Source organism: Streptomyces murinus, assembly GCF_002154555.1.
Classification (GTDB): Bacteria; Actinomycetota; Actinomycetes; order Streptomycetales; family Streptomycetaceae; genus Streptomyces; species Streptomyces murinus.
The window spans coordinates 1-13,664 of sequence record NZ_MUNF01000049.1 but is presented as its reverse complement, the minus strand read 5'-3'; the positions used below and the strand labels follow the sequence as shown (position 1 = coordinate 13,664).

General features: G+C 71.5%; 13 protein-coding genes and 1 pseudogene. 7 read left to right on the top strand and 7 right to left on the bottom strand.

Going from position 1 to position 13,664, the window contains the following annotated elements; translation table 11 throughout:
* Nucleotides 1-214: 214 nt before the first annotated feature.
* Nucleotides 215-856, bottom strand: a complete 642-nt coding sequence (locus CCN72_RS03845) for a TetR/AcrR family transcriptional regulator (protein WP_086806316.1) — start codon at nt 854-856, stop codon at nt 215-217.
* 67 nt (nt 857-923) lie between these two features.
* On the opposite strand from CCN72_RS03845, the gene CCN72_RS03840 reads away from it, so the two are divergent.
* The 3 genes from CCN72_RS03840 (at nt 924) to CCN72_RS03830 (ending at nt 3,141) form a co-directional block, all read left to right on the top strand.
* Nucleotides 924-2,075 carry an acyl-CoA dehydrogenase family protein gene (locus CCN72_RS03840; protein WP_086806318.1) on the top strand — a complete coding sequence of 384 codons (1,152 nt, stop codon included), beginning with the start codon at nt 924-926 and terminating at the stop codon, nt 2,073-2,075.
* A 59-nt stretch (nt 2,076-2,134) separates the two neighbouring features.
* On the top strand, nt 2,135-2,425 hold the full coding sequence (locus tag CCN72_RS03835) for a YiaA/YiaB family inner membrane protein (RefSeq protein ID WP_085568434.1): 291 nt from the start codon (nt 2,135-2,137) through the stop codon (nt 2,423-2,425).
* A gap of 92 nt (nt 2,426-2,517) precedes the next feature.
* Entirely contained in the window at nt 2,518-3,141 is a 624-nt protein-coding gene (locus CCN72_RS03830; RefSeq protein WP_037658327.1) for a TetR/AcrR family transcriptional regulator, read from the top strand.
* Nucleotides 3,142-3,167: 26 nt separating this feature from the next.
* Here the strand turns inward: CCN72_RS03830 and CCN72_RS03825 are convergent, their stop codons facing one another.
* Entirely contained in the window at nt 3,168-3,629 is a 462-nt protein-coding gene (locus tag CCN72_RS03825; RefSeq protein ID WP_037658329.1) for a MaoC family dehydratase, read from the bottom strand.
* 91 nt (nt 3,630-3,720) lie between these two features.
* Between CCN72_RS03825 and soxR the strand changes: the two genes are divergently transcribed.
* Nucleotides 3,721-4,179 (top strand): redox-sensitive transcriptional activator SoxR, encoded by a 459-nt coding sequence (gene soxR / locus CCN72_RS03820; RefSeq protein ID WP_086806315.1) that lies wholly within the window; start codon nt 3,721-3,723, stop codon nt 4,177-4,179.
* Between the two features lie 39 nt (nt 4,180-4,218).
* Here the strand turns inward: soxR and CCN72_RS03815 are convergent, their stop codons facing one another.
* The 3 genes from CCN72_RS03815 to CCN72_RS03805 form a co-directional block, all read right to left on the bottom strand.
* Entirely contained in the window at nt 4,219-5,283 is a 1,065-nt protein-coding gene (locus tag CCN72_RS03815) for an RNA ligase (ATP) (RefSeq protein ID WP_086806314.1), read from the bottom strand.
* Nucleotides 5,284-5,364: 81 nt separating this feature from the next.
* Nucleotides 5,365-6,108, bottom strand: coding sequence for a 3-keto-5-aminohexanoate cleavage protein (locus CCN72_RS03810; RefSeq protein WP_086806313.1), 744 nt, complete (start codon nt 6,106-6,108; stop codon nt 5,365-5,367).
* A gap of 120 nt (nt 6,109-6,228) precedes the next feature.
* Entirely contained in the window at nt 6,229-6,831 is a 603-nt protein-coding gene (locus tag CCN72_RS03805; RefSeq protein WP_086806312.1) for a hypothetical protein, read from the bottom strand.
* Between the two features lie 220 nt (nt 6,832-7,051).
* Between CCN72_RS03805 and CCN72_RS03800 the strand changes: the two genes are divergently transcribed.
* Nucleotides 7,052-9,853 (top strand): penicillin acylase family protein, encoded by a 2,802-nt coding sequence (locus tag CCN72_RS03800; RefSeq protein ID WP_086806311.1) that lies wholly within the window; start codon nt 7,052-7,054, stop codon nt 9,851-9,853.
* Between the two features lie 34 nt (nt 9,854-9,887).
* Here the strand turns inward: CCN72_RS03800 and CCN72_RS03795 are convergent, their stop codons facing one another.
* Nucleotides 9,888-11,180 carry a lipase family protein gene (locus CCN72_RS03795; protein WP_208637909.1) on the bottom strand — a complete coding sequence of 431 codons (1,293 nt, stop codon included), beginning with the start codon at nt 11,178-11,180 and terminating at the stop codon, nt 9,888-9,890.
* 87 nt (nt 11,181-11,267) lie between these two features.
* A complete protein-coding gene (locus tag CCN72_RS03790) occupies nt 11,268-12,545 on the bottom strand; it encodes an exo-beta-N-acetylmuramidase NamZ family protein (protein WP_086806310.1) in 1,278 nt (425 codons plus the stop codon).
* 123 nt (nt 12,546-12,668) lie between these two features.
* Between CCN72_RS03790 and CCN72_RS03785 the strand changes: the two genes are divergently transcribed.
* A complete protein-coding gene (locus tag CCN72_RS03785; protein ID WP_086806309.1) occupies nt 12,669-13,442 on the top strand; it encodes an SDR family oxidoreductase in 774 nt (257 codons plus the stop codon).
* Nucleotides 13,439-13,664: pseudogene (locus CCN72_RS03780) on the top strand (long-chain fatty acid--CoA ligase); the annotation flags it as partial. The gene CCN72_RS03785 and the pseudogene CCN72_RS03780, both read left to right, overlap by 4 nt.

Sequence of the window (13,664 nt, the reverse complement as noted above, 5' to 3'; positions counted from 1 at the left end):
GACGGGCGGGCCTGGACGGCGTGCCGCGCCAGCTCGCCCGCCGTCCAGGCCCGCCCGTCCAGCAGGGCCAGCAGACAGGTGGCCCGGGTCTCGTCCGCGATCAGCCCGGCCAGCGCGGCGAGCCCCGCGGCCTGAGGGTCCTCGATCCTGGTCATGCCTCCCAGCATGCGCCCGGGACACTTCGGCCGGTACCGAAGTGTCGTCACAGGGCCGCCTAGACCTCCTGCCGTACCCGCTCGTACTGCTGCGCCAGGCCGTCCAGCAGCGCGCTCAGCCCGGTCTCGAAGGCCCGCTCGTCGATCTTCTCCTGCTGCTCCGCGAGGAGATGGGCCTGTCCGAGATGCGGATAGTCGGCCGGGTCGTACGCGCTCGCGTCGTCCACGAAGCCGCCCGCGAAGGAGCCGAGCGCGGAGCCCATGATGAAGTACCGCATCAGCGCCCCGACGGACGTGGCCTGCGCCGGCGGCCAGCCCGCGTCGACCATCGCGCCGTACGCCGCGTCCGCCACCCGCAGCGCGGCCGGCCGGCGCCCGGGGCCGCGCGCGAGCACGGGGACGATGTTGGGGTGGGCGCGCAGCGCGGCCCGGTAGGAGACGGCCCAGTCGCGCAGCGCGGTCCGCCAGGCCCGGCCGTCCTCGAACATCGACAGATCGACCAGCGCGCTCACCGAGTCCGCGACCGCCTCCAGGATCTCGTCCTTGGTGCGGAAGTGGTTGTACAGCGAGGGCCCGCTCACCCCCAGCTCCGCGGCGAGCCGGCGGGTGGAGACGGCCGCCAGACCCTCCCGGTCCACGAGTTCGCGGGCCGTCCGGACGATCCGGTCGGTGCTGAGCAGGGGCTTGCGCGGTCGGGCCATGGCGCACATAGTAGGGCTGCGCTCGTAAACTAGCAGTGCTAATTTAAATGGGAGAGGTGATCTCGTGGTGAACCTGGGGCTGAGCGAGGAGCAGGCGGACGTACGGCGGCTCGCGCGGGACTTCGTGACCCGTGAGATCGCCCCGCACGTGATCGCCTGGGACCGGGCCGAGGAGGTCGACCGGGGCATCGTGAAGAAGCTCGGCGAGATCGGCTTCCTCGGGCTGACGGTCCCGGAGGAGTACGGCGGCTGTGGCGGCGACCACCTCTCGTACTGCCTGGTCACCGAGGAGCTGGGCCGCGGGGACTCCTCGGTGCGCGGCATCGTGTCCGTCTCCCTCGGTCTCGTCGCCAAGACGATCGCCGCCTGGGGGAGCGAGGAGCACAAGCGGCGCTGGCTGCCGGGGCTGACCGCGGGCGAGTACGTCGGCTGCTTCGGCCTCACCGAGCCGGGCACCGGATCCGACGCGGGCAACCTCACCACCCGAGCGGTGCGCGACGGTGACGAGTACGTCGTCAACGGCACCAAGATGTTCATCACCAACGGCACCTGGGCGGATGTCGTCCTGCTCTTCGCCCGCTCCACCGACGCCCCCGGCCACAAGGGCGTGAGCGCCTTCCTGGTGCCCACCGACACGCCCGGTCTGAGCCGCCGCCCGATCCACGGCAAGCTCGGACTGCGCGGCCAGGCCACCGCCGAACTCGTTCTGGAGGACGTGCGGGTGCCCGCCGCCGCGCTGCTGGGCGAGGAGGGCAAGGGCTTCTCGGTCGCCATGTCCGCGCTGGCCAAGGGCCGGATGTCGGTGGCGGCGGGGTGCGTCGGGATAGCCCAGGCCGCCCTGGACGCGGCCGTCGCCTACGCCGGGGAGCGTGAGCAGTTCGGCAAGCCGATCGCCCGCCATCAGCTGGTGCAGGAGCTGATCAGCGACATCGCGGTCGACGTGGACGCGGCCCGGCTGCTGACCTGGCGGGTCGCCGATCTGATCGACCGGGGCGAGCCGTTCGCCGTCGAGTCCTCCAAGGCCAAGCTGTTCGCCTCCGAGGCCGCGGTCCGCGCCGCCAACAACGCGCTCCAGGTGTTCGGCGGCTACGGCTACATCGACGAGTACCCGGTCGGCAAACTCCTGCGCGACGCCCGGGTGATGACCCTGTACGAGGGCACCAGCCAGATCCAGAAGCTGCTCATCGGCCGTTCCCTGACCGGGGTTTCGGCGTTCTGAGTACCGTCTGAGTAGCTGAGCGGATGTGGCGCGGGCCGGGTGCGCCGATGCTCTCCCTCATGAGTGACACATCGGTCAAGCAGCAGAGCACGGCCGCCTTCTACGGCCAGGCCGTCGCGTCCTTCGCCATCGCCATGGTGGCCACGTCCGTCGGCATCTTCCGGCTGGACACCGACGCATGGGTGCGCGCGTTCCTCGCGATCGCCGTCCTGTATCTCGTCACCTCCGCCTTCACCCTCGCCAAGGTGATCCGGGACCGCCAGGAGGCCGGGCAGATCGTCAGCCGGGTCGACCAGGCCCGCCTGGACAAGCTCCTCGCCGAGCACGACCCCTTCGCCGAGAAACTCTGACCCTTCGCACGCCCTCCGGGCTGCTGCGCTAAGCGCTCGCTCACCGTCGGCGGTATGGTGGTGCTCCTGTCACCGAGAGGGGCGTAAGAGCGATGAGTACGGCGGCGGAGACGACCGGCGGCGAGGCGGAGCCGTGGGAAGAGGTCACCCCTGACGCGGCCCGGCGGCTGCTGGTGGCCGCCGTGGAGGCCTTCGCCGAGCGCGGCTACCACGCGACGACCACCCGGGACATCGCGGGCCGCGCCGGGATGAGCCCGGCCGCGCTCTACATCCACTACAAGACCAAGGAAGAGCTGCTCCACCGGATCAGCCGCATCGGCCACGACAAGGCCCTGGACATCCTGCGCACGGCGGCCCGCCGCGAGGGCTCCGCGAAGGAGCGGCTCGCCGACGCGGTCAGCTCCTTCGTCCGCTGGCACGCCGGGCGGCGCACCACCGCGCGGGTCGTGCAGTACGAGCTCGACGCCCTCGGGCCCGAGGCCCGCGCCGAGATCCTCGGGCTGCGCCGGCAGGTCGACGCCGAGGTGCGCGGGATCGTCGAGGACGGCGTCGCCGCGGGCGAGTTCGATGTACTGGACGTCCAGGGCACCACGCTCGCCGTGCTCTCGCTGTGCATCGACGTGGCCCGCTGGTTCAACATCGACGGGCCACGCACACCGGAGGCGGTCGGCGAGCTGTACGCCGAGCTGGTGCTGCGGATGGTCGGGGCGAAGTAGCCCCGCCCTGCGGCGACTTCGGGTGCCTACAGGTAGTAGCGGGACACCGACTCCGCGACGCACACCGGCTTGTCGCCGCCCTCGCGCTCCACGGTGAAGGCGACGGCGACCTGGACGCCGCCCGTGACGTCCTCGACGCCGGTGATCGTCGCGGTGGCGCGCAGCCGGGAGCCGACGGGGACGGGGGCGGGGAAGCGGACCTTGTTGGTGCCGTAGTTGACGCCCATCTTCACACCGTCGACCCGCATCAGCTGGGGGCCGAAGAGCGGCAGCAGGGACAGGGTGAGATAGCCGTGCGCGATGGTCGTCCCGAACGGCCCCGCGGCGGCCTTCTCCGGGTCCACATGGATCCACTGGTGGTCCCCGGTGGCCTCGGCGAAGAGATCGATCCGCTTCTGGTCGACCTCCAGCCAGTCGGTGTGCCCCAGCTGCTCGCCCACGGCCGCCTTCAGCTCGGCGGGGGAGGTGAAGATCCTCGGTTCTGCCATGTTCCCGGCCTCTCGATCGTATGCCTAAGCAACTGCTTAGCATGGTTGGGTGCGACGCCGATGTCAACGGACAGGCCCTAGGCTCTGAGGGATGCCGCAGATTCCCGAGAAGATCCATGAGCTGACCGTCGGCCAGTTGGCCGCGCGCAGCGGTGCCGCCGTGTCCGCGCTGCACTTCTACGAGGCCAAGGGCCTGATCACCAGCCGCCGCACCGGGGGAAACCAGCGCCGGTTCAGCCGGGACACGCTGCGCCGGGTGGCGTTCATCCGCGCGGCGCAGCGGGTCGGCATCCCCCTCGCCACCATCCGCTCCGCGCTGGCCGAACTGCCGGAGGAGCGCACCCCGACGCGGGAGGACTGGGCGCGGCTCTCGGAGGCGTGGCGCTCGGAGCTGGACGAGCGGATCACCCAGCTCAACCGGCTGCGCGACCACCTGACCGACTGCATCGGCTGCGGCTGCCTGTCGCTGGACACCTGTGTGCTGTCCAACCCGGACGACAAGTTCGGGGAGCGGCGGGCGGGGTCGCGGCTGATGGCGGAGGGCCGCTGAGCCCAGGGCCCGGCGGCCCGGACCCGGGCCCGGCCCCGGTCACTCGTACTCCGTGCCGCCCTTGCGCGTCAGATACGCCGGACTCACCGCCTTCGCGATCGCCCGGCCGCCGGTCACCGCGCTGTACCGCTCACCGGCCGGCCGTATCACCACGCCCTCGCGCAGATGCAGCTCACGGCCGGAGACCGTCTCCCGGCCGCTCGCGACCGAGAGCACCCGGTCGATGTCGTACGGCCCCTCGTACAGCCGGGGCACCACCGGCAGCTCGCCGTCCAGTACGGCGGTGTCCAGCCAGCGCACGGTGCCCCCGATCTCCGCCGAGACGTCGAACACCGCGTACCCGAGGCTCTCGCGGCGGCCGTCCGCGCCGTACGTCAGGTCCTGCACACCCGCGCCGTACACCTCGCCGAAGACACCGATCCGCCGGGCCCCGAGCCGTGCTGCGAGGCGGGCGGCGGCCTCGGGGACGCCGTGGGCGTGCACGGCGCGCCAGTACAGGTTGCGGGCGTCCTCCTTGAGCGCGAGCGACCGGGCGCCGAAGCCCTTGGAGGAGACGTACACCCGCCCCTCGTCGGCGACATACGTCAGCAGGCAGGCCGAGCCGTGCAGCTTCTCGGTGAGCACCACCGGCTCGCCCGGCGTGAAGATGTCCGGGTGGCGCTGGATGTTCTCGATGTCGATCCAGGGCAGCAGCTCGGGCGCCCGCTCCACCTCGCCGTTCATGGTGGGCGGGACCGGCGGCACCCATTTGGTGATGCCGAGCCGCTCCGCGAAGTCCGTGCCCCGGGCGGCCGCGGCGGCGAGGTCGACGCCGTCGAGCGCCCTCGGCCGGCACACGAGGCCCTGGGACAGCTCGCCGCGCAGCCGTACCGCCCTGACCCGGTTCGCGGCCGACCCCGCGAGCCGCCCGGTCAGCCCCAGCTCCTCGATCAACTCGTCCGGCAGCACGGCCTGTTCGGGGATGTACAGCGCCACCTCCCCGCTGCGGAAGGCTCCCTTGGCCACCACGGCCCGGTACAGCCCCACCTGCGCCAGCTCCAGCGCGTCGGCGTTCGGGTGCTCATGGACGGTCAGCACCTCGGCGGTCACCCGCAGTGTGGACATGGAGATCCCCCGTTCCTCATGGCTTCGACTCCCGCCACTGTCGCGGACACCAAACCCGTGGAACGAGCCAATTCCCGCCTGTTACTGTCCCGTCGGCCTATGACGAGTGCGGGAAGATCCGTACTGGAGCAGTGCCTCCGTCACCAACCGGGCGTTGGACGCGGCCCGTTCACCGTCCGGCAGCAGCAGGGTGTCCTCCAGGCCGATCCGGGTCGCCAGGCCGAGGCGGGCGGCGAGGCGGAGGACGGGCCAGGTGCCGCCCTCCTCGCCGTGCAGGAGGAGGGGGCGGCCGTGCGCCTCGCCCAGGGCGGCCAGCAGAGCGCGGGCCGAGGTCTGCGCCGTGGCCGGGTCCGGGTCCATGACCTCGGCCAGGACGCGCAGGACCCGGGGGCCGAGGGCGGCGGCGGTGAAGCGGGCCGCGCCGTCCGTGCCGGACCAGATGCCCGCCTCGACGGCCACGCCCCGCTCCAGCAGCAGGGCGGCCAGCTCCTCCGCGCCCGGTTCGTGCCAGTTGACCGAGGCGAAGTCGGGCAGGAGGGACCAGGAGCGCACCCGGGCGAGACGCGCGGCGGGGTCGGGTTCGGCCCAGGCGCCGGTGGTCACCCCGATCGGCACCGTAATCCGCTCGCGCAGCGCCTCCAGGACCGGGGTGAGGACGCGGGGGGAGAGGCTGTCGTGCCCGCAGGGGCACTTGGGGTGGACATGGATCTCCGTGGCCCCGGCGGCGACGGCGTCCGCGGCGGAGCGCGCCAGGTCCTTCGGTGACATCGGGACAGCAGCGCCGTGCTCGGCGGTACGGCTTCCGTTCAGACATGCCTGCACCATGCTTCGATGGTGCCAGTCCCCGCCGGTGAAGTCAGCGGAGCGAGACCGGTGGAGCATGGGGGCGCGGCATCCCCTGCGCGGCCCCCGGACATTCCCCTGCCGAGATCCTCGCCGGCCCGGTCAGGCCGGCATCAGCAGCCGCCCCCGCCTGGCGTACGCCAGCGCCTGCGGGGAGAGCACCGGGCGCGGGACGAGTATCCCGCAGTCGCCGCACACCGGTCCCGAGGACGGCTCATGGTCAAGGCCGTACTTCCATACGAGCCGGTCGGCGCCGCAGACCGGGCAGCTCGCCCCCGGCTCCCGCTCCAGCGCGTCGATCAGCCTGCGCAGCACCTCGGCCAGCGGATCGGAAGGGTGCACCCGCGGATCGTCGCACCAGGCGACCCCGAAGCCGCCCCAGGTCAGCCGGTGCCAGTCGTCCACGCTGCCCGGCCGGCGCAGCCCGTCGTGCTTCTCGCGGCGGCGGCGCTCGGTGAACTCGCTCTCGTAGCCGAGCCAGACGGAGCGGGCCTCCTCCAGCTCCTCCAGTGCGGCCACGAGCCGCGCCGGGTCGGGGGAGCGGTCCTCGGGACCGAACCCGGCCCGCGCGCACAGATGGTCCCATGTCGCCCGATGCCCGTAAGGGGCGAACTTCTCAAGGCACTTGCGCAGCGAATAGCGCCGCAGCGCCAGATCGCAGCCCGGATCGCGTACCTGTCTCGCCAGACTCCGGAAACCGGCCATCGCCCTGCACCTCCGTCACACCTGCACCTGTTCCGCGGCCACTTCGGCGTCGTCGTACGGACGTCGCCTGATAGACGTGTCGACAGGCGCTTCGGCTCCATCTCTTCTCGCGCTTGTTCTGCTCGGCCTTCCCGCAAACTCAAAAAGTTGACGCATGTTCATCTTCAACTTCGGGGATACCGGCGGTAACGTTCGCGCACCCCAGTCGCTAGGAGCTGCCATGCCACGGCGCACCCCACGGACCGCCCTTGACAGAGTGAGAACGTTCCGCCGACTCCCCGGGTTCCTGAAGACGGCGTCGGTATGCGTTCTGATAGCCGGACTTGTCTCCCCCATTACCCAGAGCGCCGCCAGCGCGGCCACCTCCGCGTCCCCCGCGGCCGCCGCGAACGACTACTGCGGCGGCCAGTGTTCGGACATCCTGCCGCCCGGTGAGAACGGCAACGCCACCCTCGCGCAGATCCTCCTCAACCAGGCCTTCGGCACCCAGCCCGGGCACGCCGAGGACCAGCTCGGCCCGTACGCCAACCTGGCCACGGGCTACAAGGGCCTGAGCGACACGACCATCAACAACTTCTTCAACGACGCCTCGTTCGGCGTCCCGTCCGACCAGGTCGCCTCGACCGAGAAGCCGAACGGGCGCAGCGATGTGACGATCGTGCGGGACAAGAAGACCGGTGTCCCCCACATCACCGGCACCACCCGCTACGGCACCGAGTTCGGCGCCGGGTACGCCGCGGCCGAGGACCGGCTCTGGCTGATGGACGTCTTCCGGCATGTCGGCCGGGGCCAGTTGACCTCCTTCGCGGGCGGCGCCGCCGCCAACCAGGGCCTGGAGCAGGAGTTCTACCGCAACGCGCCCTACACCGAGGCCGACCTCCAGGCGCAGATCGACCGCGCCGTGGCGAACAACGGCGCCCGGGGCCAGCAGGCCCTCTCCGACGCCGACGCCTACCTGGACGGCATCAACTCCTACATCGACGCCTCCGACAGCGGCCGTTACTTCCCCGGTGAGTACGACCTGACCGGCCACAAGGACGCGATCACCAACGCCGGCACCATCGACCACTTCAAGATCACCGACCTGGTGGCGCTGGCCTCCGTCATCGGCTCCCTGTTCGGCTCCGGCGGCGGGGGAGAGGTGAACAACGCCCTCTCCCTGATGGCCGCGCAGGACAAGTACGGCGTCGAGCAGGGCACCAAGGTCTGGGAGTCCTTCCGCGAACGCAACGACCCCGAGGCCGTCCTCACCGTGCACGGCGGCCAGAGCTTCCCGTACGGCGCCAAGCCCGCCGCCGCCAAGGGGCAGGCGCTGCCCGACGCCGGCTCGGTGACCCAGGAGCCGCTGGTCTACGACCGCACCGGCAGCGCGGCCTCCACCGCCGCCAAGAGCGCCTCCACCACGGCCGCGAAGACGGACCTCAGCTCCGCCCGCCGGGGGATGTCCAACGCCCTGGTGGTGAGCGGAAAATACACCGCGAGCGGCCATCCGATCGCCGTCTTCGGACCGCAGACCGGCTACTTCGCGCCGCAGCTGCTCATGCTCCAGGAGATCCAGGGCCCGGGCATCAGCGCCCGCGGCGCCTCCTTCGCGGGTCTGAGCATGTACGTCGAACTCGGCCGCGGCCAGGACTACTCCTGGAGCGCGACCACCTCCGGCCAGGACATCATCGACACCTACGCCGTCGAGCTGTGCCAGGACGACTACCACTACCTGTACCACGGCACCTGCACCGCCATGGACAAGGTCGAGCAGAAGAACTCCTGGTCGCCCACGCTGGCCGACGGCACCGCCGCCGGTTCGTACACCATGCGGGTCTGGCGCACCAAGTACGGTCCGGTGGAGTACCGGGCGACCGTCGGCGGCAAGAAGGTCGCCTACACCAGCCTGCGCTCCTCGTATCTGCACGAGGTCGACTCGATCATCGGCTTCCAGATGCTGAACGACCCCGGCTACATCAAGGGCCCCCAGGACTTCCAGAGCGCGGCGCAGCACATCAACTACACCTTCAACTGGTTCTACGCCGACTCCCAGCACACCGCCTACTACAACAGCGGTGACAACCCGGTCCGCGCGGACGGCGTCGACACCGAGTTCCCGGTGTGGGCGCAGCCCGCCTACGAGTGGAAGAACTGGAACCCGGACACCAACACGGCCGACTACACCGCGCCCTCCGCCCACCCCAACTCCATCGACCAGGACTACTACGTCTCCTGGAACAACAAGCAGGCCAAGGACTACACCACGGCCTCCTGGGGCGACGGCTCCGTGCACCGCGCCAATCTGCTGGACGACCGGGTGAAGAAGCTGGTCGCGGCCGGCGGGGTGACCCGCGCCCAGCTGGTGCAGGCCATGGCGTCCGCGAGCGTCAGCGATCTGCGCGCCGAGGACGTGCTGCCCGAGCTGCTCCAGGTGATCAACTCCTCGCCGGTGACCGACTCCACGGCCGCCGACGCGGTGAACAAGCTCCAGGCGTGGGTGACCGCGGGCGCCCAGCGCACCGAGACCAGCGCCGGGTCCAAGACGTACGCCAACGCCGACGCGATCCGCATCCTGGACGCCTGGTGGCCGCTGCTGGTCAAGGCCGAGTTCCAGCCCGGCCTCGGCAGCGATCTGTACAACGCGCTCACCAGCAACCTGGCCATCGACGAGGCCCCGTCCGCCGGACACGGACCGACCGGCTCGCACGCCGGAAGCTCCTTCCAGTACGGCTGGTGGAGCTATGTCGACAAGGACATCCGGTCGGTGCTCGGGCAGAACGTGCAGGGCCCCCTCGCCGCGAAGTACTGCGGCAACGGGGACCTGGGCGCCTGCCGGGACGCCCTGATCAGCACCCTCAAGCAGGCCGCCGGGATGACCGCGGCCCAGGTCTACCCGGGCGACTCGGTCTGCTCCGCCGGTGACCAGTGGTGCGCCGACTCGATCGTCCAGCGCACGCTGGGCGGCATCAAGCACGGCAACATCAGCTGGCAGAACCGGCCGACCTTCCAGCAGGTCGTGGAGTACACCTCGCACCGGTGACCCCGGAACCGAGCGAGCGGTGACTGGCGGCGGGTCAGGCGATCCGGCCCGCCGCCAGCACCACCCGGGCCAGTTCGGGATGCAGGATGTCGCTGTGCGCCCCGGCCGGGGGACCGCCCCGGCGGACCACCGCCGCCGCGTCCACGTTCACACACCCCGACGCGGGCAGCCGGCCCGCCAGGGCACCGGCCAGATCCAATTGGGCCGTGCCCGGTACCGCCTGCACCCCGTCGTGGCCCAGCGCGCCCCACCGGGGACCCAGCACGGCCGCGATCTCGTTGCCCAGGCAGGACCGGTCGTCCCCCGCGAGCCGCGAGGCCAGCGGATAGAAGGTGCCGAGCGCCGCGTCGAAGTGCGAGTGGCAGCACACCAGCGGACCGTCGATCCGCCGCTGCTGATCCTTCAACGCCCCCGACTTGTGCGGGTCGTCGGGCAGCCGATCGGCGAACACATAGTGCGAGAAGGCCCCTTCGAGCAGCGTCAGGGACTTCACCGGGCGCGCCTGACCGGGCAGCCCGCGCAGCGCGAACGCCACCAGCCGCCCGCCGAAGCTGTGCCCCACCAGATGTACCCGCACCCCCGGCGCCTTGGCCGCCAACTTCCCCAGCAGCGGCCCGAGTCCATGCTCGCCGATGGTCCCGGCCCGCCCCTTCATCTGGTAGTACGCCGCCTGCCGTAGCAGCTCCTTCGCGCCCTCCCAGGGGTTGGGCAGACTGAATCCCTCGGTACCGCCCGGCGCCGCGACCGCGGCCAGCGCACCGGCGAACTCGGCGCAGGCGGTGGCGGGTTCCTCGGTGAACACGGCCGGCTCGCCGTCCTCGTCGGTGTCGGCCGCCGTGCTCCCCGCCCCGTTCAGCAGCAGCCGCACCAGCCGCCCGAACTCCGTCAACCCCGCGTCCCCGTCCGGCCGTTGGTCGAGCAGCCGGGCCAGCTGGTCGATGACGTCCGCCCGGTCCGGGAAGGCGACGAGCAGTCCGCGCCGGGTGTCCTGGTCCAGCGCCGGTCCGGGCGCCGCCTCCGTCGCCACCACCGACCTCGGGAAGTCGGGGATCGGTTCGTCGCTGAACCGCATCGACGGCCAGACCACCCCGACATACCCGAGGTGCGCCTTGGCGGCGAGTCCCGGGAACGGGGCGAAGAAGCGGCGGTACAGGGCGGTCGCGGCCGAGCGGTCCTCGTTCCAGCCGTGTGCGAAGACGACCAGGTCACGGATGCCCTGTTCCGTGACCTGGGCCAGCAGGTGATCGCGTTCGGGCGGGTCGACGTCCCCGCTCGCGTCGAAGGTCAGCTCCCAGTAGGGAGACACGCTCATCCCGGAATCCGCCATGCCAGGCTCCCTCGCCCCGCGGAGAACGACACGTTACCCGGTGTAATTGTCCCGCGACGCAGTGGAGTTGAAACCGGTTCGCGCGCCTCACCTGTACAGCAGGTACTCCTCTCGGATCCGCCGGAACGCGGCCAGCTCCTGCCGCCAGGCGCCCACCACCTCGTCGGTGTCCGCGCCCGCGTCGATCATCGTGCGCACCCGGTCCGAACCGGTGAGCTTGTCGATCCAGTCGTCCGACCGCCAGGCGAAGCCGTCCCAGACCTTGCGCGCGGTCACCAGCAGGGCGATCCCGGTGCGCACCGGGTCGTAGGCCGCCCGGTCCGTCACATGGATCTGCACCCCGCCGGCCGTCTTCCCCTCGAACTTGGAGAAGGTGGGCGCGAAGTACGCCTCCCGGAACCGCACCCCGGGCAGCCCCAGCGCGTTCGCGGCCGCCGCCCAGCGGCCGTCGATGCCCTCGGCGCCGAGGAGTTCGAACGGCCGGGTGGTGCCGCGGCCCTCGGAGAGGTTCGTGCCCTCGAACATGCAGGTGCCCGAGTACACCAACGCCGTGTCCGGGGTGGGCATGTTGGGGCTCGGCGGCACCCAGGGCAGCGCCGAGGCGTCGTAGAAGTCCGTGCGCCGCCAGCCCGTCATCAGCACGGTCTCCAGGGGGACGGACCCGCCGAGGAACTCCTTGTCGAACAGCCGGGCCAGCTCCGCGACGGTCATCCCGTGCGCCTGCGCGATCGGCTGCCGGCCGACGAACGTGGCGAACTCCTTGTGCAGCACCGGACCTTGGGCCGCGCGGCCGGTGACCGGGTTCGGGCGGTCGAGCACGACGAACCGCTTCCCCGCGAGCCGGGCGGCCTCCATGCAGTCGTACAGCGTCCAGATGTACGTGTAGAAGCGGGCGCCGACGTCCTGGATGTCGAAGACGATCGTGTCGACGCCGGAGGCGGTGAAGACGTCGGCCAGCGGCTGACCGCTCTTGAGGTACGTGTCGTAGACCGGCAGGCCCGTCTCCGGATCGGCGTAGCGGCCCTCGGAACCACCGGCCTGCGCGGTACCGCGGAAGCCGTGCTCAGGGCCGAAGACCGCCGTCAGCCTGACGAGAGGGCTCGCGTGCATCACGTCCACGATGTGCCGGGCGTCGCGGGTGATGCCGGTGGGGTTGGTGACGATGCCGGCCTTCTGGCCGTGGAGGAGCTGGTAGCCGTCGGCCGCGAGCCGTTCGAAGCCGGTGCGGAAGGACTCGCGGTGCTGCGGGGACACGGCCGCACCGGGGGATGCGGTGTCCCCGGAGGGCGCGGCCTCCCCGGGGGACGCGGCGGGGACGGCGGCCAGGGTGGCCGTGGCCAGGAGGTTTCTTCGGGACAGCTGCATGGGACCTCCGTTGGTGCGGAAGGTGCGGGCCTCTAGAGGTTGGTGCGATGACCCTTCCTTCACACATACCGACCGGTTAGTCTGGCCGCGCTGAGCCGAGTCGCGTCGTGTCGAAGGAGACCGATGGTGGAAGCCATGCAGGATGCGGGAGTCGTCGTCACCGGGGCCGGTGGGGGGATCGGGGCCGCGCTGGCCCGCAGGTTCGCCGGGGCCGGGGCCCGGGTCGTGGTGAACGACCTGGACGGGCGAAAGGCGAAGGCGGTGGCCGAGGAGATCGGCGGGACCGCCGTGCCCGGGGACGCCTCCGCGATCGTCGAGGAGGCCCGGGACGCGCTCGGCGGGACCATCGACGTGTACTGCGCCAACGCCGGGGTCGGCTTCTCCGACGGCGACATCGCCGGGCCGCTGGACGAGCGGTCCTGGGCGCTGGCCTGGGACGTCAATGTGATGGCCCATGTCCGCGCGGCCCACGCCCTGCTGCCGCACTGGCTGGAGCGGGGCAGCGGCCGGTTCGTCACCACCGTGTCCGCCGCCGGGCTGCTCACCATGGTCGGCGCCCCCTCCTACAGCGTCACCAAGCACGGCGCCTACGCGTTCGCCGAGTGGCTGTCCCTGACGTACCGCCACCGCGGTCTGAAGGTGCACGCGATCTGCCCGGAGGGCGTGCGCACCGACATGCTCGCGGCCACCGGCACCGCGGGCGAGGTGGTACTGGTGCCGACCGCGATCGAGCCGGAGGACGTGGCCGACGCGCTCTTCAAGGGTATCGAGGAGGACCGCTTCCTGATCCTGCCGCACCCGGAGACCGGCGCCCGCTACCAGGTGCGCGCGGCGGACCCCGAGCGCTGGCTGGCCGGCATGAACCACCTCCAGCAGAAGGTGGAGGAGGTCTCGTGAGCGACTCCCCGTACGCGGCCAAGCCCTGGCTGGCCCTGCTGAACGAGGCCCAGCGAGTTCCCGTCGCCCCGGCCGACTCGCTGGTGCACGCCCTGCGCGCCGCCGCCGCGAAGGCGCCCGAGCGCACCTTCCTCGCCTACTTCGACGCCCGCCTGAGCTACCGCGAGGTGGACGAGCTCAGCGACTCGATCGCCGCGCGTCTCGCCGCGCGCGGACTGGAGC